16 protein-coding genes are annotated in these 22904 nt (G+C 72.2%); 6 read left to right on the top strand and 10 right to left on the bottom strand.

Annotation, left to right across the window (positions count from 1 at the left end; translation table 11 throughout):
• Positions 1-8: 8 nt before the first annotated feature.
• Both WMF29_RS23565 and WMF29_RS23560 read right to left on the bottom strand, forming a co-directional pair.
• On the bottom strand, positions 9-3086 hold the full coding sequence (locus WMF29_RS23565; RefSeq protein ID WP_437330987.1) for a vWA domain-containing protein: 3078 nt from the start codon (positions 3084-3086) through the stop codon (positions 9-11).
• Positions 3087-3375: 289 nt separating this feature from the next.
• A complete protein-coding gene (locus WMF29_RS23560; RefSeq protein WP_437330986.1) occupies positions 3376-5733 on the bottom strand; it encodes a cyclic nucleotide-binding domain-containing protein in 2358 nt (785 codons plus the stop codon).
• Positions 5734-6242: 509 nt separating this feature from the next.
• Here WMF29_RS23560 and WMF29_RS23555 point away from each other — a divergent pair.
• A complete protein-coding gene (locus WMF29_RS23555; protein ID WP_437330985.1) occupies positions 6243-7058 on the top strand; it encodes a hypothetical protein in 816 nt (271 codons plus the stop codon).
• A 195-nt stretch (positions 7059-7253) separates the two neighbouring features.
• Here WMF29_RS23555 and WMF29_RS23550 read toward each other — a convergent pair whose 3' ends face one another.
• Both WMF29_RS23550 and WMF29_RS23545 read right to left on the bottom strand, forming a co-directional pair.
• The gene (locus WMF29_RS23550) at positions 7254-10493 is read right to left on the bottom strand and encodes a serine/threonine protein kinase (RefSeq protein ID WP_437330984.1); all 3240 of its coding nucleotides are present in this window, start codon (positions 10491-10493) and stop codon (positions 7254-7256) included.
• On the bottom strand, positions 10490-11758 hold the full coding sequence (locus tag WMF29_RS23545) for a serine/threonine protein kinase (protein ID WP_437330983.1): 1269 nt from the start codon (positions 11756-11758) through the stop codon (positions 10490-10492). The genes WMF29_RS23550 and WMF29_RS23545 overlap by 4 nt, the downstream gene beginning before the upstream one ends.
• Before the next feature lie 225 nt (positions 11759-11983).
• On the opposite strand from WMF29_RS23545, the gene WMF29_RS23540 reads away from it, so the two are divergent.
• From WMF29_RS23540 to WMF29_RS23520, 5 genes are all read left to right on the top strand, one after another.
• A complete protein-coding gene (locus WMF29_RS23540) occupies positions 11984-12577 on the top strand; it encodes a hypothetical protein (protein ID WP_437330982.1) in 594 nt (197 codons plus the stop codon).
• Positions 12578-12673: 96 nt separating this feature from the next.
• A complete protein-coding gene (locus WMF29_RS23535; protein ID WP_012236968.1) occupies positions 12674-12907 on the top strand; it encodes a hypothetical protein in 234 nt (77 codons plus the stop codon).
• A gap of 287 nt (positions 12908-13194) precedes the next feature.
• Positions 13195-13389, top strand: a complete 195-nt coding sequence (locus WMF29_RS23530; protein WP_272093189.1) for a hypothetical protein — start codon at positions 13195-13197, stop codon at positions 13387-13389.
• 276 nt (positions 13390-13665) lie between these two features.
• Positions 13666-14364: a DUF2914 domain-containing protein gene (locus WMF29_RS23525; RefSeq protein ID WP_437330981.1), complete on the top strand. Its 699-nt coding sequence runs from the start codon at positions 13666-13668 to the stop codon at positions 14362-14364.
• Positions 14365-14382: 18 nt separating this feature from the next.
• Positions 14383-15183: a hypothetical protein gene (locus tag WMF29_RS23520; RefSeq protein WP_437331162.1), complete on the top strand. Its 801-nt coding sequence runs from the start codon at positions 14383-14385 to the stop codon at positions 15181-15183.
• 55 nt (positions 15184-15238) lie between these two features.
• On the opposite strand, the gene WMF29_RS23515 is transcribed toward WMF29_RS23520, so the two are convergent.
• From WMF29_RS23515 to WMF29_RS23490, 6 genes are all read right to left on the bottom strand, one after another.
• Positions 15239-16252: a hypothetical protein gene (locus tag WMF29_RS23515; RefSeq protein ID WP_437330980.1), complete on the bottom strand. Its 1014-nt coding sequence runs from the start codon at positions 16250-16252 to the stop codon at positions 15239-15241.
• Positions 16253-16275: 23 nt separating this feature from the next.
• Positions 16276-17316, bottom strand: a complete 1041-nt coding sequence (locus tag WMF29_RS23510; RefSeq protein WP_437330979.1) for a hypothetical protein — start codon at positions 17314-17316, stop codon at positions 16276-16278.
• Complete coding sequence (locus WMF29_RS23505; protein WP_437330978.1) at positions 17313-18740, bottom strand: serine/threonine-protein kinase; 1428 nt, start codon at positions 18738-18740, stop codon at positions 17313-17315. The genes WMF29_RS23510 and WMF29_RS23505 overlap by 4 nt, the downstream gene beginning before the upstream one ends.
• Positions 18741-18963: 223 nt before the next feature.
• Complete coding sequence (locus WMF29_RS23500; protein WP_437330977.1) at positions 18964-19821, bottom strand: 1-acyl-sn-glycerol-3-phosphate acyltransferase; 858 nt, start codon at positions 19819-19821, stop codon at positions 18964-18966.
• A 230-nt stretch (positions 19822-20051) separates the two neighbouring features.
• The gene (locus tag WMF29_RS23495; RefSeq protein ID WP_437330976.1) at positions 20052-20918 is read right to left on the bottom strand and encodes a formylglycine-generating enzyme family protein; all 867 of its coding nucleotides are present in this window, start codon (positions 20916-20918) and stop codon (positions 20052-20054) included.
• 386 nt (positions 20919-21304) lie between these two features.
• Positions 21305-22804, bottom strand: coding sequence for a hypothetical protein (locus WMF29_RS23490; RefSeq protein ID WP_437330975.1), 1500 nt, complete (start codon positions 22802-22804; stop codon positions 21305-21307).
• Between the last annotated feature and the right edge of the window lie 100 nt (positions 22805-22904).

Here is a 22904-nt window from a genome sequence, read left to right as displayed (position 1 = left end):
GCTTCGGCTCATTCTGTATCCGGACATGAATAGGTGATCTCCCAGTCCTGCACCTGAACGCCGCCCCCTCCGCTGCTCGTCGGATTGAGCCTCATCCGGACATCGAGGTACTCCGTTCGAGCGTCCGGCAACTCTTGCAGCACGTCGAAGAGATCGACCGCGCACGGCGGCGCCGAGGTCTCATCGCAGATCCGGGTGTCGGTCGGCGCAGCGTGGGCGGTCGCGGCGAGCCTGACGGTCGCCGAGGCGAGGTCGGCGGGGTCATCCGCCGCTCTCACGAAGAACTCGACGCTCGAGTCGCCAGGGGTCGTCGTCCTGTACCTGAGGTATCCCCACTGGGTCTTGGTCCCCGGCGGACAGACGCCGTGGTACTGCTCCCAGTTCGTGGTGATGGCCGTGACGCTCGTCGTCGTGCACGGCACGATGGCCCGGACCTTCCCGCCCGGGTTCGCGCGGATGTTGGTGCAGGTCTGCGGGCAGAGCTTCACGTTCGTGTTCCCGGACTCGAAGTACCAGCCCGTACCGCAGCTGCCGATCCCGGCCCGGGGCGTGAGCGTCGTCTCCACGCCGGCGGCGGTCTCGTAGACGACGGACACCGACGCGGGATCCGAGACGCCCGCGGTGGGGACGGTGACGTCGCAGGGCAGCGCCTCACCGCGGATCGAGACGAGCGCATTGAGGAGGGTGGTCTGCAAGCCCGCGCCGGCGTTGAGGTTGAACGCCTGTCCACCGCCTTGATCCGCGATGGCGTTGATGATCTCCGTGTTCGAGTTGCCGAAGCCCACCGCGTGCACGCGGACGCCGTAATTCGCGAACGCGTTTCGCGCCAGGGCCGCGATGTGGTTGGGGACGGTGTCGCAGTCCGACGGGATGCCGTCGGTCACGAGCACGACCGCGACCTCCTCCTCGGGATGGGCGTTCTTGTAGTTGATCGCCCAGGTCGTGGCGCCTTGCAGCGCCGGGTACATGGGCGTATCGCCGCTGGTGCTGGGGCCGGGGAAGAGCGCGTTGACGAGCGCGTTCTCTTGCTGATCCCACGGCGCGGGGTCCTCGGTCAGCCGCCGGGCCGCTGTGCCGTCGAACGGGATGAGCGCATTCCTGCAGCCGTCTCCGAGGGCGACGCCGCAGGAGGAGGTGTCGCAGTTGCCCGGATTGTTGTGCGGCCAGAACCGGAATGCGACGCCGAGCCCGGCCGACGCCGGATCCTGGAAGAAGGCCCTGAGCGCGTTCCTCGCCGGGTCCCACCGCAGCGCGCTGACGTCCGTCCCCGACAGCGTTTGCCGCATCGAGTTGGAGCGATCGAGCGCCACGAACAGGGTGACCGGCCTGACCAGCGACACGCTGGCCGTGGCAATGCAAGCGGGGGACTCGCACATGGCCGATTGATAGATGCTCCCGTTGTTGCCGCACCGGCACTCGGCGATATGCCCAGCGCCAGGGGGATTGACGACGAGCTCCATCCCCGCGGTGAGGCCGGTGCAGCCGGCCACGCTGATGCACTCGCCAGGGGCGATCGGCTGCGTCGTCGTGCAGGCGAGGGTGCCGCCGCTCGGGCTGCACGCGTTCAGGACCCGGTTCGGGGCGGAGGACGGAATCTGGTTTGCGCCCGCAGGATAACGGTGGATGTTGATGCCTGCGGGGGCCGCCGTGGTGCCGCGGTTGCAGACCGGGACCGTCCCGCCGCAGGGCACGCCGATCGTGAGGTCCGGGAGGGCGCACGTGGGGTCCGTCTCGTTCGGCATGTACGACTTGCAGAGGCCTTTTTGAGGGCAGGTCTCGCCGCAGACGCTCTCCACGAGGTCGACGCAGCTCTGTGTCCACTCGCCCGTCGGCGAGCAGCAACTCGCGCCCTGCACCGTCGCGCAGATGCTCTGCACGCACGGATTGCACGACGCAACGAGCCGTTCGCCGGTGTAACACTTGTCGTGCGCGCAGCCGGGATCGGTGTCGCAGGTGGAGCCGCACAGCGACCCGGCCAGGGCAACGCAGCTCGCGTCCCATTTCGGCACGGTCGCGCTGCACGTCTTGCCACCGCACTCCGTGGCGACATAGCCCGCGCAGGTCGAGTTCCACGTCCCGGTGCAGCGGCCGGTGCCGAGCAGCGTGGTTCCCGGGGGACAGGCGCCGGTGCTGGGTGTGGTGCAGCGGCCTGGGTAGACGCAGGAGCTACCCGCCCCGATGACGGTAGCGCAATCCAATGGTGGGCACGTGATATCGCAGCAGCGCGGATGGTTCGCGCAGATGGTCTGGACGCACGCGTCGCCGCAGGTCGTGGTCATGTTGCTCGCGACGCCGGGGGTGTCCACGCAGGCGTCGTGTCCGCAGTCGGCCGGTATGGTCGTATAGGTGCAGCAGTTCGGGTTCGCGGCGCAGACCTTCTTGGCGCACCCGCTGCAATTCTCCAGCAGCGACACGCCGGTCCCGCACGGATCGTGAACGCACGCGCCCCGCGCGGGGTCGTCGCAGTACTGGTCGAACTGGCAGTCTTCGCTGGTCGTGCACGGCTGGCGCGTGCCCTGCCGCGCCACGTTATCGGGCAGCTCGTTGATGTCGCCGACCGACCACGTGTACGTCGGGCCGGTCCCCCCGAGGCTGATGGGTCCCCCGTCCGGCGTCTCCTCGAACGACTGGCACGTCGGGTCGCACGGGTTGGTCGCGCACAGGCCGCCGTCGGAGGCGTCGGAGTTGGCGAGCGGGTGGGGATACCCGCTCTCACCGCCCCCTTGCGGCGCCGAGCCGGACGGCGATCTCCGCATCGTCATCGTCCCGTCGCAGCTGCCGTAACGCCCGTTCTCGCAGCGCCGGATCCCGTCGAGGCACGTCAGCACGCCTTCGTGCTCGCCGACGGTGACGTGACACTCGATCTCTTCGCCGTCGACGCACGGGTCGCCCGTTCCCGGCCCACCGTCGGGCCAGTCCGTCCCCCCTTGCGGCGGCTCACCGGCGTTGTTGCCTCCATGGCACGATCCGGCGATGAGGGCCGACGCGGTAAGCAGCGTCACGAGCAGCAGCGCTCTCGGCGCCCACGCGCTGGCGGAGCCTGATCGGGAGAGCGCTCCCATCCACTTGGTCGAAGGACCAGCCATCGGCTTCTCTACCTTCCACTAGGGTGCTGTCGGGAAAATTGTACCTGGGCGCAGAAGGCAAAGTCCAGGCCTCTCGCCTGCGCGTTGCGTGATGCGCGAAAAGCGGTCGCGGCGCACACCCGCGCGCGTCGCCGCCCGCGTCGCCGCACCGGCGAAGGCGCGCGCGGCGCACAAAGAAATGCCATGCCTCGCAACCATTTCATAGCGAGTCCGGGGTATCTCGGCGCTCCGTCGCACGCCGCGGCGGCGGTGTGGGGCGGCGTGCGCGACCTCCCGGTCCGGTGCGCGCTCATCGAGGCACGCTCAGCGCCGTGATCGCGTGGAGCACGAGCAGCGCCGCGGCGACGCCGAAGGTGATGATGTGCGCCGGCAGCCCTCCGCGGAGCGCGGCGAGGAGCGCGCGCTGGGCCGGGAGCGCGCGCAGCTCCACGGCGAGGCGGATGAGCTCCGCCAGGCCGGCGAGCCGCTCCGCGCCGCGCCCTTCGAGGACCGCGTCGATGCGGGCGCGCAGCGCGCGCTCCTCCTCGCGCAGGCCGCGCCCCGAGGCGAGCAGCGCGAGCGGGCCGAGCGCGCTCTGCAGGTAAGGCACGAGGATCTTCTCGACGATCTTCTTGACCAGGTCGCTGCGCCCGCTCACCTCGCGGTAGAAGCGGTCGAGCAGCTCGCGCCGGGCGGCGCTGAAATCCTCGGGGAGCGCGGCGGTGCGCTCGATCCGGGCGAGGCGCCGCGGCGCGAGCCGGTACGCGATCGCCGTGAAGGCGCCGGCCGCCGCGGTGGCCCAGAACACGAGGTGCAGCGCCGCGCCCAGAGTCGGGCGGCCGGACCGGGGCCACGGCGCGTGCGCGAGCGCGAGGCCGGCCGTGACGAGGCCGATCGCGAGGTGCCCGGTCAGCTGCGGGCGGAGCCGGCTCTTCACCGGCGCGGCATCGCCGCCCTCCTCGGCCGCGCCGCCGTGCCGCCTGGGCCGCATCCACGCCCATCGCCCGGCGCGCTTGGGGACCGCGTAGAGCAGGAGCAGCGCCATGCCCACCGCGGCGGCGACGCCCGCCGAGAAGGCGGCGCCCTCGCCCGGGCGCGCGCCGCCGCGCGCGTGCGCCGACAGCCCCGCCGCGCCGAGCCCGGCCGCCGCGAGCGCGCTGCCTGCGACGACCGCCGCGCCGCTCCGTGGCGCGGCGGAGCGCTCCTGCTCGCGCCGCGCCCCGCCGAGCAGATCGCGCACGTCGGCGATCTCCTCCGCCGGGTTGACGCGGAAGATCGAGCCCGTGGGACAGGCCTTCACGCACGCGGGGCCGTCGTAGTCGCGGCAGAGATCGCACTTCACGGCGATGTCCGCGAAGTCTGCGCCTCCCGGGCGCGGCGCGGCCGCGGGGCGCGCCGCCATCGCGATGTTCTCCCACGGGCACGCCTTTGCGCAGGCGCCGCAGCCGGTGCAGAGCGCGTCCCGGATGAACACCTCTCCCCCGGTGTCCTTGCCGATCGCGCCGGTGGGGCACTCGATCATGCACGCGGGGCTCTCACAGTGCTGGCAGGAGTTCGGCAGGAGGAGGCTGCGCGGCGCCTCCTTCCGCGCGGCCGGCTCCGCGTCGTCCACCCGCGCGCGCACCTTGTCTCCGCGGCGCACGAGCCGAGAGACCCCGTGCACGTCGGCGCACGACCACGCGCAGTGTCCGCAGCGGGCGCACGTCTCGAGATCGATGACCAGGAGCGACCGCGCGACCTGAAGGCGATAGAGGTCCCTGAAGATGTGCGCCGTGTGATTGCGCGCATGGCCGGCGATGACCGCCTCCTGCCTTTCGTGGTGCTCGCCGGTGATGCGCCGGAGGCGAGGGATCAGATCAGGGTGCTTCCGCGCGAGCGCGGCGAACGTCTTCGACGGTACGGACAGGAGCGCCGTGGCGCCGCTGGCCACGGCGCTCGCCGCCCGGCAGCGGTTCTCGTCGAGCTCGACGTCACCAAAGAAATCACCTCGGGTGAGGTACGCGCGCACATGAATCCGATCTCCGTCCTCGGTCTGAATTTGCACCATCCCCTCGGCGATGAGCCACAGCTCGGCGGCCGGATCGCCTGTGCGATAGATGGCCTGACCCCGCTCGAAGCGCCGATGACTCACTGCGTCAAGTAGAATTTCGACGTCCTCCGAGTCCAGGTCACGCGTGAAGGCGAGGGTGCTGAGGAGGTCGCGTGTCGCGCTCCTCCGCAGCGCGCGCTCGAGCCTCTCGGCGATCTCGGCCTTGCCGGAGCGGCCGGCGGCGCGGCGGAACAGGTGGACCGGGATCTCGGCGAGCACGCTGGTGGCGAGCGCGACTGCGGTGGTCCTGCGCGACATCCCCACGACCGCCTCCTCGCCGACGACGTCGCCCGCGGCGGCGGTGCGCACCTCGGTATCGTGATCGTCTCCGCGGCGTGTCGCGCGCAGGGCGACGCGCCCGGACGCGACCACGAAGAAGGCGTCGCCGGCGTCGCCCGCGCGATAGGCGACCTCGTCCGGCGACAGGGAGCGGAGCCGCCCCGCCCCGGAGATCTCGCGCCGGGCGCGCTCGTCGAGCCCTCGCAGCAAGGGGGCGTCGAACACCGCCGGCGGCCACGGCTGGGGGCGGTCAGACCCGGCGTCGCGCGCGCCGCCGTGGGTGTGGTCCGATGAGGGCATCAGCAGGTCTCCTGGTCGAAGCACGCAGGCCGCCGCTCCTCCCGACCCGCCCTCGCCGTGCGATCACGGCCCGAGCCGCCCCGCGGAGCGAGGTCGACGGGAACCCAGCAAGCGGCGCAAGGTGTGCAAGCGGCGCAAGGCGCGCAAGGCGCGCAAGGAACACAACCCGCGCGAAGAACGCGGGCGCGGGTGCCGACGCGGAGGAGCAGACGAGGCCGGCGTGTCATGGCGTCGGATACCGTCGCTCCACACCGTCGCGCATCCGCTGTCTTAAGGGACGACATGGTCTTACTTCACGTTCGAGAAGGTGCAGAAAAAGGATGAGCGTCCCGAAAATGCCTTGACACCCAAGCCGATTACAGTGAATATCCATCCTGCTAGACTCGGCATCTTCGGCGCCAGGGTTCGTTTGAGGGTTCGGCATGAAATGACTAGCATCTGTTCTTGTGTGCACATGCAATGTCATTCAAAATCAACGAGGTAGAAGTATGAGTAGGCGCACGACGAGTTTGGCTGTTGCTTCCCTGGCTGCCGCGTCTTTCATCTCGCTCGCTTCGGCTTCCGCGAGCGCGAAGGGCCCCGAGGACTGGGCGGTCGAGTTCATCGACAACGCTGTCGTCAACGAGTGGGGCAATGACCCCGATTGCTTCGTGAACTGGGACGACCCTGACCAGTCGAAGGCGTGGACCGGCTCGACCAAGGCCGCGTGCTTCTTCACGTTGTCGCTGCAGAAGGCGATGGGGTACACCCCGCAGGACATCTATGCGATGTGGGGCAAGAACAGCCCGACGTCCGATTACTATTTCGATCTCGTCACCGCGAGCCCGAAGGTCGGCGCGACCTCTGCCGGGTTCGAGACGTACTTCCGCCGTGTCGAACGGGCGGTCGACATCCAGAAGGGTGATGTCTTCACCATCGGCGAGGTGCGCGGCGAAACGGGCATCACCTACGCCGGCCACACGATGATCATCACCGGCGCGGCGGAGGAGATCCTCCCGCAGATCAACCCCCGCTACTCGAGGACGAGGCAGTACGCCGTGCCGATCGCGGACTCGACCAGCTCGTCGCACGGGTGCGCCGAGGGCAAGTACAGGGACAGCCGGTGGAGCGGGCAGTGCACCGGCGGCTACATGGCGCCGGGCGCCGGGACGGGCTACGTGCGTGTGTACACCGACTCGCTCACGGACGTCCTGCTCGGCTACACGTGGAGCGTCACGTCGTCGACGACGAGCTACTACTCCCCCTCCACGCGCCCCTACCGGATCGGTAGGCTGTCCAAGCTGCCGGATCCGATCTCGACCGATCCGCCCCCGCCCCCTCCCTGATCGACGGCGACGCTTTTCATGACCACGGCGCGCTGAGCTCGTCAGCGCCTGACCAGCGAAGCCCTTACCCCGCAGGCCGGGGTAGGGGCTTGCCCCTTTTTGTCGGCCGGCGCGTCGAGGTGTCGGCCTCGTCCGTCGCATCGTTTGCGTCCGTTGCGTCTGTTGCGTCCGTTGCTCCATCGCGGCGACCTCGGCTCAGGGGATCTCGACCTCGGCCCGCGCGAGTTCGACGATCTCGAGGCGTTCGAGCATCGCGTCGGTGACCAGCGGGCCGGTCGGCCGCAGGCCGCGCCGCGCCTGCTCCCGCTCGTACGCGGCGAAGGCGCGGATCAGGAACGGGGGAAACGCCCGGAAGAGCAGCCTCGCCTCGGCCCGGAGCGGGCCGCGCCGCTGGCCGGTGCGGAGATCGTAGGTGTACCGGATCGGCACGCCGGGCGGCACGGAGCGCGTATCGATGATCGCGTCCGGCCCTTTCACGACGCCTCGGCTCGCGTCCAGCGCGCCGACCGGAAAATACGTCTCGAGAAAGGCGTTCTGCCCCGACAGGTTCGAGCCGCAAGCCCCCGTGTCCAGGTCGTAATCGCCGTCCGCGAACCGATCGGCGTGGTGCAGCCCCTGGCCGGGCCCGGCCTGGCAGGTGCCGTCTGCGGCCACGACGCCGATGCATCGGACACAGCGCAAAAAACCGTTCTGAAAGTTGATGAGCCCCCGCCCCCGGAACGAGGTGCCGCCGAGCCGTGGGGGTGGGGTCCAGAGGGGGACATCAGACCCGTCGCGCACGTCCGCGCCGAACAACCCGCCTGGAGCGCCCGCCGGCGCGAAGGGGCTGTTCGCGTCTGGATCGGTGGTCACCCGGGCGAACACCTTGTCTTTCAGATCCTCGTCGGCGCGGTCGATCCGGCCGACCTCGTAGACCACGCGCCCCTCTCGATCCCTCACCACGAGGTGAACCCAGAACTCGCGCTCCTGGCTGAAGCCGGCCGGCACCTTGTGCCCGGCGCCGGTGTTCTCGATCTCGACCGGGATCTCGACGCGATCCCCGGCCGCGCCGGCGCGGCGCGGGGCGCCGAGCTCGAAGCGGAACGTGTGGCGGAGCAAGAGGTCGCGGCGGCGGCGCGCGCCCGCCGGAATGCCGTGCACGTCGAGCGACGGCTCATCGATCAGCGCGTCGGGGAACTCGTCCGACAGCGGCACATCCACGCCGGAGAAGTAATGGGTCGCGACGTCCGCCGGAGCGGTCGAGTGATCCGCGATCCGGCCTCGCGGGCGCGCGCCAGGCCTTCGCGGGGCGAAGCGCGTGCTGGGCGGGCACTCGGGATCTCCCGGCGACGCCTGCGCGGCGCCCGCCGCCGGGGCCGCCTCGCAGACGCCCGGGTAGGTGCTCATGTGGCAGTCCTGGCAGGTCGCTGCCGGGCGGCCCGCGCGCTCCTCGGACCTCGCCCAGTCCGACCACTCGGTGTAGGCGTTGCGCAGCCGCTTGAAGTGCTCGCCCCGCGCCGCGGCGAGGCTGTCGCTGCCGAAGAGGCGCACGTCGTGGCACGCCCCGCAGAACTCGCTGGAGCGCAGGTACGCCCTCGCGCTCGCCGACGGTCGACCGTGCACCACGGGCTCGATCGCGCCCGCCGATCTCGTCGGCTGGAGCCCGGCGCGCGGGGCCGGGCCCTGACCCGAGGGGAGCAGCAGCTCCTCGGGGCGGAGGTCGTAGCCGCTGTTGGCGATCCCGAACAGGCCGCGGCCGTCCTCGGGGCGCGCAGCGAAGACGGCGCCCGTCACGAAGGACGTCCACGTCGGGTTGCCCTGGTACCCGGCGCGCCCGCGCGGGCCGACCGGGCCGTGCACCTGATGGCAGAAGCTGCAAGAGATCCCCTCCAGGCCACGCCGGGTGAGCAGGTCACGCACGGGGAGGCGCGCGCGGGGATCGCCGCCGGCGCGGCCGTCCCACGCGGGCATCGCGGCGTCGAGGTTCTCCGCCGGGCTGTGGCAGTTCACGCACCAGTGCTCGCCGCCCGAGCCGGTCACCGCGACGCCGCTCCGCCCGTCGCGGCAGGCGCGCGCGGGATCGGCCTTGCGCAGGATGCCCGCGCCGTTCGGGCAGTCGACGGTGCGGCCGACCTGCTCCTCGATGAGGCTCTCCAGGGCGTTGAAGAGCGGGCTCTTCACCGAGTGCGCCATCACCGAGCGGCGCCATTCCGCGGCCTGGCGGCCGTGGCACGCCGCGCAGTCCTCCGCCGCCGTCCGCGCCTGCGCGAGCGGCACGACCGGCGCGACGGCGACCGCGCGGTGCGCCGCTGGACCGGGCTCGCCCTGCGAGAGCGCGAGCGCGGCCGACGCGATCAGCGCGCCGGCGCCGAGGGGCGCGATCCGCCACAGCCGAGCCGCTGCGCCGGCTGAGCCGCGCGGCGGGCGGTGGTCGCCCGCGTCGCCCGCGTCGCCCGCGTCGCCCGGGCGCGCGCGCTCGCGCGGCGCGGGGCCGGTCCTCGCCGAGGTGGCCGCGCCAGCGCGGCGGGAGGTCCGGCCGGCGTGCACGGGAAGCGCCGGCGCGCGCTCGTCGAGGAACCCGCTCAGCGCATCGGCGATCTCCTCGGCGCGCGGCGGCCGCTCCGACGGGTCCGGATGGAGCAGCCGCAGCACGTAGCCCTGCAGGCCCGCGGGGAGCGAGGTCGCGACGCCCTCGATGAACGGCGGCGGCTCCGCGCGAGCGGCCTCGCCGAGCGCGTGCCGCAGGCCAGCGCCAGCGAACGGGTGCTCTCCCGCGAGCAGGCGGTAGAGCACGAGCCCGAGCGCGTACCGGTTCGCGGCGTTGTCCCAGATCGCGCCGTCGGCCTGCGCGGGCGGCGTCCAGAGCGGCGGGATCTCCGAGGACACCCGCGCGCCCTCGCCGCGGGACGCCGTGGCGGCGCCGCGGCTCGGCGACCCGCCGACGAGGGCGGCGACGAGCGCGCTCGCGGGCAGCGTGACGCGGCCTCTGTCGTCTACGAGGACCGCGTCGGGCGAGAGCGGACCGGGGAACAGGCTGGCCCGCTCGCACGCCGCGAGCGCGCGGGCGACCTGGATGGCGAGCCCGAGCACCTCCTGGAAGGGAACGGGCCCGCGCCGCGCGCGCATCCAATCCGAGAGGGGCGCGCCCGCGAGCCGCCGCACGAGCCAGATGTGCGCGCCGTCCGAGCTCGCCGCGGCGGCGCGCTCGCCCTCGGCCGGCGAGGCGACGCCGCCGTCGATGAAGCCCCCGACGCCGGCGCTCCCGAGCGACAGGAGGCGCGCCGCGACGGCCTGGGGCTCGGGCCCTGCCGGAGCGGGAGCGTCCTGGTCCGCCCCGCCGAGCCGCCACAGCTCTTCGACTGCGCCTGCGCCGCAGCGCCATCGCGCGGCGCAGCCCACGGCCGGGAGGGGCGCGCCTTCCGTGTAGCCCGCTTGCTCCGGCGATGCTCGCCTCACCGCGCCCCCTCCGGGGAGGTCGGCGTCGCGGTGCTGGCGGGCGTCTCCGGCGCGCCGTTCGTCGAGCGCAGCGCGCAGGTCCCGAGGCCCGCTAGCGCCGACAGCGTCACGATGATCGCGATCGCGAGCCTGATCGGGACGTCGCGCGGCCTGTCGATCTGCTCGACGAGCGCGATCGTATCGGCGCGAGGCGCGTCCGCTCCGCCGGTGACGCGCGCGGCGATCGGCGAGCTCGCGCGGTCGTGGTCCTCGGCGCGGTGCGGCGAGCTCGCGCGGTCGCGGTCGCCAGCGCGATGCGTCGAGCTCGCGCGGTCGCGGTCGCCAGCGCGATGCGTCGAGCTCGCGCGGTCGCGGTCGCCAGTGCGGTGCGGGGCGATCTCGCGGTCATGGTCGCCGGCGTGGTGCGGCGCGCTCGTGCGGACGCGATCTCCGGCGCGGAGCGGCGCGCTCACCGCGGTCTGGAACGGCTCCAGCCGATCCACGATGTCCTGAGCGAGGTACGGCCGATCCTCGGGCGCCTTCTCGAGCAGCTGGAAGAGCAGCTGCTCGACGCCGCGGGGCAGCCCGCTCCGCACCTCGTCGCTGAGCGGCGGCGGCTCTGCCGTGCACTGCAGGTTGAGCAGCTCCCGCGGCGAGGCCGACTGGAACGGCGGGCTGCCGGAGAGCGCCTCGTACAGGATGAGCCCAAGGCAGTAGAGATCCGAGCGGTGATCGATGGATCGCGCGTCGATCTGCTCCGGGCTCATGTACTGGAGGGTGCCGACGCTCTGCGTGTTGGTCTGGTTCATCGCCTCCACGACCTTGGCGATGCCGAAGTCCATCACCTTCACGCCGCCGTCCCGCTGCACCATGATGTTCTCGGGCTTGAGATCGCGGTGGATCACGGGCGGCTGCTGCCCGTGGGCCGCCGCGAGGGCGCTCGCCACGCTGGCCGTGATCCGCACCGCTTCCGGCCAGGGGAGGCGGCCGGCGGCGCCAAGGACGGACCGCAGCGTCTGGCCGTCCAGGTACTCGAGCACCATCACGAGCTCGCCGGAGGCCTCGATGCTGGCGAGGCTCCGGACGATGTTCGGGTGCTCGAGGTGGGCGAGGATCTGCATCTCGTTCAGGAAGAGCCGGCGCCCCTGCTCGCTCCGGGCGAGCTCGGGGCGGAGCACCTTCAGCGCGACGCGCCGGCGCGACAGGCGCTCCTCGCCCTCGTAGACCTTGCCCATCCCGCCCTCGCCGACGAGGCGTCGAACGAGGTACTCGCCGATCTGATCCATGCGCGCCGTCTCCTCTCCCTCTCCCTGGCCGGGCGTCTCTTCTACGTGCGAGCAAGGCCGAGGGCTTACACCTGAGCCTGGGCTCGGATCGCGCCGGGTCCTCCAGCGAGCGCAACGTCCCCCGTTCGGGCGGCTCGTCGCCCGAGGAGAGGATCGCGGTTCCCCGCCGCGCGGGATATCGAAATCCTGCGCCTCGACGGAGGGCACGGTGGTAGAACCGCCTCCATGCTCCGACGCCGGGTGTCGTTCGCTCGAGCGGCGATGATGGCGCTCGCGGTCTCGGCCTGCTCGAGGACCCCGGCGGAGCCGGAGCCGCCGCCGGCCGTCTCCAGCGCGCCCGCCGCCGCGCGGCTCGCGTGGGACGTTCCGGGGAGCTGGGCCGCGCTCGACGTGCCGCGCGACGGCTCGCGCAAGGCCCTCTACAAGGTGCCGAGGGCGGCGAACGACAAGGAGGACGCCGAGGTGCAGGTCCTCTCGTTCGGTCTGGGGAGCAAAGGAGACGTCGACGCGCGCTTCGACGAGTGGTTCGCGCAGTTCGACGGCGACGTCGGGGCGAAGGCCGAACGCGCGTCGTTCGAGGTGCGCGGCATGCCTGTCGAGCTGGTCGAGGTGGCCGGCACCTACAAGATCGCGCTCGGGCCGCAGTCCGGCGCCCGCAAACGATCGCCCGTCGAGATGGTGAAGGACCACTACCGGCTCATCGGCGCGGCGGTGAGGGCGCCGGATCGCGGAAACTGGTTCTTCAGGATCGTCGGCCCCGACGAGACCGTGCAGTCGGCGCGGTCGGCGTTCCGGAGCATGATCGAGTCCGCACGGTGAGCGATCGAGGGGCCGAGAGCCCGCGCGGCCGTGCGCGCTGCGAGGGCGGCGCGCTGCGCTCGCAGCGCGCGCCGAGCACATGATACGTTGCGCGCCATGGACGACCGAAAGCGAGAGGCGCGCACGCCGGCCGAGATCTTCCGTGTCGAGGCGGAGGCCGAGGCGGAGCAGAGCCGGCTCTGCGAGGAGAGCAAGCACCAGCTCGCCAACCGCTGCCCGGAGTGCGGCAGCCTCGGTAGCATGGAGCTGGTCGACGGGCTCATGCGCTGTATCGATTGCGACGAGGTGGTGGCCGCGACCCGCCAGCTGCCGGGCTTCGGCCGCCGCTGAATCCCTGTCGCGCCACCTCGCGACCTCCGCTGAAATATCGATGAAATCTCGATAGATCCAGGTGGAAGTAGAAGTAGAAGTGGAAACCAACGCTTGAGCCTCTGCCGGAACGAATTCCCGGGCGTGGCGCTTTCCAGGTGATTTTCAGTCGAATCCGTGACTATTCTGCGAATATTGGCGTTCTCGCGCCCGGTTCGGTTTTCGCCCCAGACGCGGTGCACGGAAGTCCACGCACGTCAGCCGGCCGGGGCGTGAACAGCAGGACTGAAGTCTTGAAGGAGTTGGAGATGAAGCGGATCGCAGCGGAGAGCTCGGACCACTCGTCGCGGGAGACAAGCCAGGGATCCCGGGCGAAGACGGCACGAGGCGCGAGCGGGGGCCTGCTCATCCTGATGATCGAAGACAGCGCGATCACCAGCTTCGGTACGACGCCAGAGGGCGAGTCGACCAACGGTCCGCGCCGGTCCCGTCCGAAGCACTGACCCGGAGCGCCGCGAGGCGCCTCGCAGACGTGGGCTCCCACCGGAGCGCCGGCACGCCGCGACGCGGTGCTGCTACATGTCAGGAATTCCCTGATGAGATCTCGGAACCTCGAGGTGGCTGCGCCCCGGACCCCGCGTCCAGCGTGCAGCGACGATCCCTCGTGAGTCCGGCGCGAGCCGCGGGGCCGCTGGCCGTCGGGTTGTCGTTTTTTCGCCCCCTCCGCTGAATCGTGGCACCTCGTCGGTGTGGACACCCGGGGAACGACACGGAAAACCATGGTCCTGGCGCTCGCCGCCGCCGCTCTCGGCGGGGCGGGGCTCGGTTGCAGCGATCCGAGCGAGGCGATCGCGCGGATCTCCCGGGAAGAGCTTCCCGCGCTGAACCGCCTGGCAGAGGGAAGGCCGGGCGGCGGGGCCGAAGGGCAGGCGAGCGCAGCCGCGGCGGGCGAGGCGCGACCGGACGCGGCCCGGGCCGCCGCGAGCGGCGCTGCCGCGGAGGAGGGCCGCAGCGACGCGGCGAACGCGTCGCCCGCCCGTGGCCCGGCACGGGAGCGTCGCCGCAGGTCGGGGTCGGCTCAGGAGGGGCGCACCGCCGCGGGCGCGGCGCAGGGCGGCGTGGGGGAGGGCGCCGCTCGGGCGCCCGAGCTCCAGGTGATGCGGCTCGTCGTCTCGAAGGGCATCGCCGGCCGCGAGCCGATCGAGCCGGCGACCTCGTTCGCGAGCGCGGAGATCGATCGCCTCTACGCCTTCGTCGAGCTCTCGAACAAGGACCAGGCCACCTCGGAGATCAGCGTCACCTTCACGCCGCCCGATGGCAGCGCGCCCCTGCGCATCCCCCTCGCGGTCGGCGCGCAACCGCGCTTCCGTACGTGGGCTGCCACGCGGAAGGCTCGCTCGGCGGGGCTCTGGGCGGTGACGGTCAGCGACGCGGCGGGCAAGGAGCTCGCGCGCGCCTCGTTCACGATCACGAAGTAGGAGGCGCCCGTGGCTCGCATGTTGTGCTCGCGCTCTTCTGCTCTCCGGGGCGCTCGCCGCGCCGTCGTCATCGCCCTCGCGCTCGCAGCGGGCGGCTGCGTCTCCCTGGCCGCGCCGGCGCCCGAGCTTGTCGGGACGCCACGCCCGCCTGCGACCGTCACCGCCCCCGGTGCGCAGGCGGGGTTCGGCTTCTGGGTGCCCGACGGCCCCGCCGCCAGGGTGCTCTCGCTGCACGTCCAGGAGAACGACGAGGTCGAGCCCCCCGACGCCGAGCCCTCCGACGCCGAGCCGCCCGCGCGGGCTCCGGCGCCCGGCGCGGCGCCGGCGGAGGCCGACGAGGAGCGCCGCTACGTGCTCCTGCCCGGCGTCGAGCTCGCGCCCGCAGTGGAGCAGAAGGTCGAGAAGATCGCGTCCGCCTACTTCCGGCGAACCGGAAAGGAGCTCGTGGTCACGAGCGGCACGCGGGATCCCGCGCGACAGGCCGAGGCGATGCACGAGCTCTTCCGGCACGGCGCCGACGTCCTCGGCCTCTACAAGGACAAGACGGCGGTGCGCGAGATCAAGAGCGCCTACGACGAGGAGCGCTCGGCCGAGCACCCACCGGAGGCCATGATCGCCGCCCTCGAGCGGGTGATCCGCGCCCAGATCGATCGCGGCGTGTTCATCTCGGCGCACCTCCGGGAGGGCGCCGTCGACATCCGGAACCGGGACATGACGCCCGCGGAGAAGCGCGCCTTCCTCGAGGGGGTCGACGAGGTCGGGGGCGTGTTCGCGCTCGAGGAGTCGCGGCCGCCGCACTACCACCTGCAGATCGATTGAGCCCTGGAGGGCCCAGCGGCCCGAGCGAGGACGCCGCCTGGCTGGCGGCTGCGGGTCACTCGTCGTTGAAGCGGACGATCTGTCCCGAGACGGAGTTCGTCCAGTAGACGCCAGTCCGGTCCGCGGCGATGCCGGTCGGGCCCTCTTGGTTCGCCGCGATCTCCTGCGGACCGCCGGCGCCGTCCTTGCGGAGCCGGTAGACGCTCTTTGCCTCCTTGACGGTGATGTAAAGGTAGTCCCCATACGCCGCGATGCCGGTAGGAGGGCTCGGCAGCTCTTTGTCGAGGAGGAGCCCTGCGACGTCTCCGTCCGCTCCGCTCCGCGAATACCGCATGACGTTGTTTCCGTGGAGCCAGTAGAGGTTGGCCTCATCCAGCACGAGCAGCCCCGGCGGCTCGAGCTCCGAGAAGAGCTCCTTCTCGGGGGCATCCCCGCTGATGTCGATGACCGAGAGCGTCTTGTTCTTGGGATCGGTCCAGTAGACGAGGGAGCCGTCGATCGCGACGTAGAGCGGCTCGCCGCCCGCCGTCAGGTTCGTTCGACTACCGCCTTGCTTGGACACCGAGGTGATGCGGTTGGCGTTCGGCCGAGCGCTGTAGACGTTGTCGGCGCTCAGCGCGATCGCGCTCGCGGCGCCGCAGCTTCCCCACAGCATCTCCCCGCCAGCAGCGGGAATCGGCGCTGCTTTCGGTAGCTTCAACAGCTTGTCTCGGGTATCCCCGTCGTCGGGGTTGCAGTCGCCTTCGAAGGCGGCGTCGGTGCTCGACCAGTAGATGTGAGTCGCGTCCAGCGCGATCGCGTCGGGCACCTCGTCGGAAGGCCTGAGCAGATCGACGACCTCCCAGTCATCCTTGATCTGCCTCCGGAGCGCGCCGCCCTTGGAGCTCCCCTGGCTCCCGTCGCTCCGCCCGTTGGTCCAGTAGATCGCCTCCTCGTCGAGCGCGATGGCGCGAGGCTCCGCCTGGTTCTCGGCGAGCGTCATCAGCTGGATCACCCGGCGATCCTCGAGCCCCGCGATCTCCGCGCAGCCGTTGAGGCCCGGCGCGAGCGCGGCGAGCGCCAGCGTCACGGCAGAGCACGTCGAGCTTCGCATCACCAATGGCCTCCGAGCACCACGCGCCCCCCGTCCGACGCGACGCTGGGCGCGACCCACACGCGCTCTACCGCGGCAGCCTGCTCCGGCGAACGAGGGGACATCAGCACCATCGCGACGCCGGCCCCGAGGCACGCCAGCCCCGCGCCGATCGCGATGTTCGAGACCATCGCCTTCGTCCGGGCGCTCTCGTTCGCCTCGACGTCCGCGCGGCTGCAGCGGAAGCTGCCGCTGCACCCCTCCTCGACATCTCCCGCTTTCTGTATCGTCAGCACCCCGAACACCGCCCCCACGCCGAGCCCGGCGATGCCGACGCCGCCAGCGACGAAGCCGAGCGCGCGCATCGGGTTGCCGGTCGCCTCGGGCCTCGCGGCCTCCGGACGGGCAGGCGGCGGGCGCGGCGGGGCAGGGGGAGCCGCCTTCGCCGCCTGAACGGCGACGTCCGCGAGCGGCGGGATGGTCACCCGCGTCGTGCTGGGCCCGGGGTCGAGCGTCACCCGCTGCGACCAGGGCTGCTTGCCCGGCGCTTTTGCCTCGATCGTCGCCGTGCCCGGATCCACGGGGATGCCCGAGCCCGCGGCCGCGGCGGCGCTCAGCTCCTTGCCGTTCAGCGTGATCGTCATCGCGGGAGCCGTCTGCGTCGCCTGCGCCGCGTCGAGGACGAGGCGCGTCAGCCTGGCCTCCAGCTCGGACGCGCGCTTGGCCGCGAACTGGGCGCGATCCTGCTGCCCGGCGCTCGCCGCGAGCGAGGACGCCTCCGTGAACTCGGCCCACGCGCTGGCCGTCTTGCCCTCTTTCTCGTGGCAGACCGCCAGGTTGAGCAGCGTCCCGACCGTTGGATCCACGCGCTGGCTCTCCGCGAGCTTCGGACAGGCCTCCTGGAGCTTGCCCTCGTCCATGAGCCTCTTGCCGTCCTGGAACAGCCCCTCGGCGAGCGCCTTGTCCGCCGCGGTCGGCTGCGCCAGGAGCGGTGAGGTCAGGCTGGTCCCACAGAGCAGCGCGAGCCATGCGCCCGCGTGTCGCGCTCGTAACGATCTCAATGGCGGCTCCTCAGCATCTCGTCCTCGCTGATCGACCTCGGCTGTCTCGGCGCGTGGCCCGGCTTGAGCGGCGCTCCGGAGGCGGTCGCCTTCGGGCGCGCGTCGGCCGCAGCGCTGCCCGTGGGAGCCGCGCTCGGCGCAGACGCCGGCGGCGCCGCCGGGCTCGACGCCTCGGTCGCGGCGCTGGCGGTCGCCGCTGGAGCGCTCGGCGCTGCGGCGGGCGACTCGGGCCCGAGCGCGTCGGCCGCGGCGCGCTCGGGCTGGCGTGACACGGCGCCGCTCGGCGCCTGCGACGCCACATGCACGCTCGCGACGAGCCACATGCCCGCCCCGGCCGCGCTGGCCACCAGCGCGGCCACGCCGGCGGCGACGAGCAGCCTGCGCCGCGAGCGGCGCCGGTTGCTCGTGTGCGACCATGACGCGCCGGACAGCCTGTCGCTGTCCTCGGCCGCCCGCGAGTTGAGCAACGTCTGTCCGGCCGGCGACGCCGCGCCGATCGCGCTCTGGATGCGCGAGGTCGAGAGCTTCGCGAAGCTCGACCCGAGCGGCTCGAGGGCCTGCGCGAGCTTGCCGACGTTGGCGTACCGCTCGCTCACGTCGCGCTCCAGGCAGCGCGAGACGATGCGCTCCAGCGTGGCGGGCGCGTCGCTGCGCTTGTCGCGCAGCCGCGGCACCGGCTGGTGCAGGATGTTCGCCATCACCGCGGCGACCGTCTCGCCCTGGAATGGCGGCTCGCCCGTCACCAGCGTGTAGAGCAGCACACCGAACGACCAGACGTCGGCGCGCCCGTCGACCGTCCTCGGCGCCATCATCTGCTCGGGCGACATGTATCCGGGCGAGCCCATCACCTGCTTCGTCGACGTGAGCCCCGGCTCCGCCGGCGAGTCGAGGCCTTGCCCCTTCGAGATGCCGAAATCGAGGACCTTGATGTGCCGTGTGCCGTCCGTGTGCTCGGCGAGGAACAGATTCGAAGGCTTGATGTCCCGGTGGACGACGCCGGCCGCGTGCGCCTCGGCCACGGCCTCGAGGGCCTGCAGTACGTAGTCGACAGCGTCCTGGATGGGCAGCGGACCGTGGGTATCGATGACCTGCTGGAGATCGAGCCCGGTCAGGAACTCCATCACCATGAAGGGCACGCCGGTCTCGGTGGTGCCGACGTCGAACACGCGCGCGACGTGCTCGCCCGACAGGCGCGCCGCCGTCCTCGCCTCCCGCAGGAAGCGCGTGACGGCCTCCTGGTTCGCGAGGGCGTCCTGGCGCAGGATCTTGATGGCGACCTTCTGGTCGAGATCTTCGTTGCGCGCCGCCAGTACGACGCCCATACCGCCGATGGCCACGACCCGCTCGACGCGGTACTTGGCTGCGATGAGCTCTCCCGGCTGGGCCAGCGGTGCGAGGAGCTGCGCGGTGCGGTCGGGGGTCACGGCTGGCGCTCAAGCCTACATGAACGGACTCGGTTTTCCGAGCGCTGCGCGAGGCCCAGCGCCCTTTGTCGCGCGCCCGCTGGTTTTGGAGCGTCGCGCGCTGCCCGCTCGGGCCCCGGGCGCGCTCCGGACGCCACGCGCGCCACCGCGCCGCCACTCTCCTGCGGTTCGCCCGTCAACCGCGCGGCCCATCAACCACGCAGCCCATCAACCGCGCGGCCCATCAACCACGCGGGAACAGACCGTGCCTGCCCGCCGTCCGGAGCTCGTCCAGCCCGGCCTCCATGCGCGCGACGATCCGCGCGAATGCGCGCTCGACCTCGTCCGGGTCGCTCGCGGCCTCTCTCGGGAGCCCGAGGTGCAGCGGGCGGAGCACCCGCGTGTGGATCTTCACCGGCAGGGGCACATGGGGGATCGGGATGCCGACAATGAGCCCCCACGGCAGGGCGAGGCCGAGCGGCGCGACGTTCGAGCGCGCGAGCTCGGGGAGGCGGAGCCACCTGGCCAGTCTGCTCCCATCCGTGGCGATGTAGAGGGATTGGTGCGCGCCCACGCTCACGATCGGCACGATCGGCACGCCCTCGCGGATGGCGAGCCGGACGAAGCCGCGGCGCCGGCCGAAGCGGATCGTGTACTGCGCCGAGGTCGGCTTGCACGCGTCGAGATCGCCGCCGGGGAAGACCAGCACCGCCGCGCCCCGGGCGAGCGCTCGCCGCCCGTTCTCCGGGCTCGCCGCGATGGCGCCGCAGGCGTTGAGCCAGGCGCCGGCCTTCGGGACGTTGAACGGGAGATCGTGCATCAGCCCGTAGGACGGCCGCGATGGCCCATAAAGGCGCCAGAACGCCGTCATATGGCAGTACATATCGGGCATTCCCGTCATCGCGTTGTGGTTGCTCACGGCGAGGAAGGGGCCGTCGGGCAGCTGCTCTTCGAGCTCGGTCTCGCAGCGGAAGTAGTCGTCGTAGAGGAAGCCGAGCAGCGGCAGCACCCGGGCGATGAACGCCGGATCGCGCGCGTCGAGATCGTCCGGACGGGCGCGCCCGCGGCCCTTGAGCGCGAACGCCGCGATCGCGTCCTTCACGAGGTCAAGGCTGGGGCGAGGCTCTCTCGGTAAGGTCAGCACCGTTCAGGGTGCCCTAGCGTGCGGCCGGACCGAGGGGAAGCGGTTCGTTCAGGTTGCCTGTCGCGAGGCCACGGCGCGGGATCGCGTCGGTCACCGGCGGCGCTGCGCCTGCGCTCGCGCCGGACGTCCGCTGCGCGCCGCGCCGTCGGGCCGCTTCTGTGCGGGCCGGAGCGTCGCCGCCGGGTCGCTCACTCGACGTCGCGGCAGCACCGGAAGCCGGTCTCGTAGAAGCGAAACCCGTCCCCGTGCGCCGGGTTCGTGGAGCCGCACCGCGGCTTCGCGCCGCCGAAGCAGCCGGACCAGTAACAGCCCTTGAGGACGTGAGGATACTCGTTGACGTGGTATTGGGTGCGCACCACCCACTCCTCGACGCTCCCCGTCATGTCGTGGACGCCGAACGCGCTCGCGCAGCCGGGTCGCGAGCCGCTCGGCTCGGCCTGGTACAGCGCCTGGACCTCGGCCAGCGCTCCATCCGAAGGCCAGGAGCTGAGCGCGCCCTCGTCGGGCGCTCTCCACGTCTTGTTGTCGTTGCAGCGCTCCGCTTCGTGGGTGTTCCCGTACGGATAGACGAACGCCTCGGGGCCCTGGCACGCCGTGTCCCACTCGTCCTCGGTGCAGAGGCGCTTTCCGCGCTCCTCGCACCAGGCGTGCGCCGAGACGGCGCTCTCCATGACGAGCGGCAGGGCGCCTTCCACGTTCGGCGCCTCGAAGCGATCGATGCAGTATCCCTCGACCTCCGCCATGTCGGGCGGGCAGGGCGCCGGTGGCGTCGTGTCGAGGGGGAAGTCCTGCTCGTCGGTTCCGCCGCTGCCTCCCTCGCCGCCGCCTTCTCCGGGGCCCCCGCCGTCGCCTGCGCCGCTGCCTCCGCCCGATGTCACGGAGGGTGACGAGGATGCCACGGAGGCCGACGAGGACGACGCCGCCGCCGCGCCCCCGCCGCCCGGGGCGTCGTCCATGCCGGCGCCGAGACCGCCGTTGCAGGCAGCGCTGAAGAGCGCCACGAGCCCTAGCAGCGAGGTGAGCCGAGCGGCGAGGAAGAGAGCTCCAGAGCGCATTGCGGGCTCCTCATCGAACAACGTGTCAGAACGGCGGTCGCGCGTCGAGCGCGCGCCGCGCCTCCCGTGCTCCGCGCCCTGGCTCATCGCGTCGGATCGTCCTCGACACAGACATTCGCCCTCCGCCTTCCTCCCTCATCGATCCTCGCCGCTCTCGGACGGAGTGCTCCCGCAGGGGACGGCAAGGCGCGACAGCGGTGCTCGGAAGCGAAAGCGCCGGGAAAAGCATAAAGCAGTTCGACCGTCGAGCCGCGACGGGGGGACCTTGAATGCCAGGAAGAGAAAATTCCAGGGCTATCCGCTTCGTTGGCGCCCTACCGTGCATTCCTCCCGGGATTCGGGTTCTGGGTTCCGGGTCGCGGGACCCGGCGCGGTGGAGCGACCCGCTAGAAGCGGAGCTTACAACGGAGGATCGCGCTCGGCGTGACACGCGCGGCGGTCAGCCGGCTCGCGCGCGCGTCGACGTGGACCTGGACCGCCACCGAGCCTGCGAGCGCGCGGCTCACCAGGTCGCGCGTGAGCAGCCCCACGGCGCCGGTCAGGTGCGACATCGCAGCCGAGCCGGCCAGGAGCGAGCATGGGATGGATCCAGATAGATCCATCGCGATCGCGGCGTCCGCGCCGCTGCGCTCGACGGTGCCCGTTCCTTTGAGCTTCAGCGCGCCGGCCGCGACCTCCACGCCGCTCAGCGCGACGCGCCGGCGGTCCGCCGAGATGCTCGCGTCCGCCTTGACGGTCGTGGTGTTGCCGAAGAGGAGCCCGTCGAGCTCCCTGGGGTGGGGCAGGGTGAAGCCCTTCACCGTGAGCGCGATCGGCCCTTCGAGCGGCGCCTCGGACAGGGCGGTCCGGTCCGCCCCATCCGCGAGCCGCAGCTCGAGCGTTCCGGCGACGACCATCGTCGAGGCGCCGACGTCGACGCCGAGGAGCGCGCCCACGGCGGAGAGCGGCGTCGGCGCGAGCTCGATCGAGGCGCTCGGCGAGGGGCGTGGGCGGAGCTCGGCCCTGAGCGGCGCGGAGACGAGGTCCTCGCCGCCGAAGCCGAGGGAGATCGAGGCTGCGCCGATGGACCAGGCGATGTCGGTGCGCGCGATCTCCTTGCCGGCGACGAGCACGCGGGCCTGCTTCAGGACGCCGATCTCCGGCCGCGGCGCGCCGGGCGGCGCGGCGGCGCCCTCGACCGGGGCGGCCGCGCGCCGCTCGAGGGCGCCGTCGGCCAGCACGAGCACCTCCGGTCCGCCGTCGCGATCCCGGAGACCGAGGCGGAGGCGGCCCGTGGTGAGCGGCAGCGCCGCCGCGCGCGGGCCGTACTGCGCGACCCACGCCGGCAGATCCTCCAGGGCGTCGGTCCCCACGAGAGTGAGCTCGACGCCTTCCGTCGCGATCCGCGCAGGCGAGAGCCCGCGCAGCTCGATGGTGGCGCGCGCGACCGTGCCCGAGACCCCGCGCACCCCGAGGAGCGAGAAGCGGCCGTCGCGCAGGCGGATCGAGCGGAGATCGACGTCGATCACGCCAGGATCGAGCGCGACGCCGCGCGCGCGGGCCTCGGCGATGATGCGCCGGCGGAGCGCGGGCGGACCGAGCACGAGGAGCGCGGCGACGGCGGCCCCGATGAGGGCGACGACCACGAGCGCCGCGATCAGGGCGCGGCGGCGCCGCTTGCCGCGCGCGCCGTGTGGCGCGCCGCCGCTCTCGCCAGGGGCGCGCGGCGCATCGTTCTCGCCAGGGGCGCGCGGCGCACCGTTCTCGCCAGGGGCGCGCGGCGCACCGTTCTCGCCAGGGATGTGCGGCGCGCCACCGCTCTCGCCAGAGGCACGCGGCGCGGCGAGCGGCACCTCCGCGGCGGTGTCGGGGGAAGAGGCAGAGGAGGGGCGGGGGGAGGGCGCCACGAAGTGGAATCCCTGTAGCGTCGTTCGAGCGCCGTCGCGAGCGCTTCGCGCCGCTCGGCGCGCTTGCAGCCGAGCCCTCGCCTGCGCTACGGGTCACAGA

Source organism: Sorangium sp. So ce381 (assembly GCF_051473845.1).
GTDB lineage: Bacteria > Myxococcota_A > Polyangia > Polyangiales > Polyangiaceae > Sorangium > Sorangium atrum.
Note: the sequence above shows the minus strand (reverse complement) of the source record. Positions and strands in the feature narration are given on the sequence as shown.

What these genes read in the sequence shown, in the direction of transcription:
- WMF29_RS23565 (WP_437330987.1), bottom strand. Translation starts at nt 3,086, where the DNA reads ATGGCTGGTCCTTCGACCAAGTGGATGGGAGCGCTCTCCCGATCAGGC.
- WMF29_RS23535 (WP_012236968.1), top strand. Translation starts at nt 12,674, where the DNA reads ATGGACGACCGAAAGCGAGAGGCGCGCACGCCGGCCGAGATCTTCCGT.
- WMF29_RS23525 (WP_437330981.1), top strand. Translation starts at nt 13,666, where the DNA reads ATGGTCCTGGCGCTCGCCGCCGCCGCTCTCGGCGGGGCGGGGCTCGGT.
- WMF29_RS23530 (WP_272093189.1), top strand. Translation starts at nt 13,195, where the DNA reads ATGAAGCGGATCGCAGCGGAGAGCTCGGACCACTCGTCGCGGGAGACA.
- WMF29_RS23495 (WP_437330976.1), bottom strand. Translation starts at nt 20,918, where the DNA reads ATGCGCTCTGGAGCTCTCTTCCTCGCCGCTCGGCTCACCTCGCTGCTA.
- WMF29_RS23520 (WP_437331162.1), top strand. Translation starts at nt 14,383, where the DNA reads ATGTTGTGCTCGCGCTCTTCTGCTCTCCGGGGCGCTCGCCGCGCCGTC.
- WMF29_RS23560 (WP_437330986.1), bottom strand. Translation starts at nt 5,733, where the DNA reads ATGCCCTCATCGGACCACACCCACGGCGGCGCGCGCGACGCCGGGTCT.
- WMF29_RS23545 (WP_437330983.1), bottom strand. Translation starts at nt 11,758, where the DNA reads ATGGATCAGATCGGCGAGTACCTCGTTCGACGCCTCGTCGGCGAGGGC.
- WMF29_RS23540 (WP_437330982.1), top strand. Translation starts at nt 11,984, where the DNA reads ATGCTCCGACGCCGGGTGTCGTTCGCTCGAGCGGCGATGATGGCGCTC.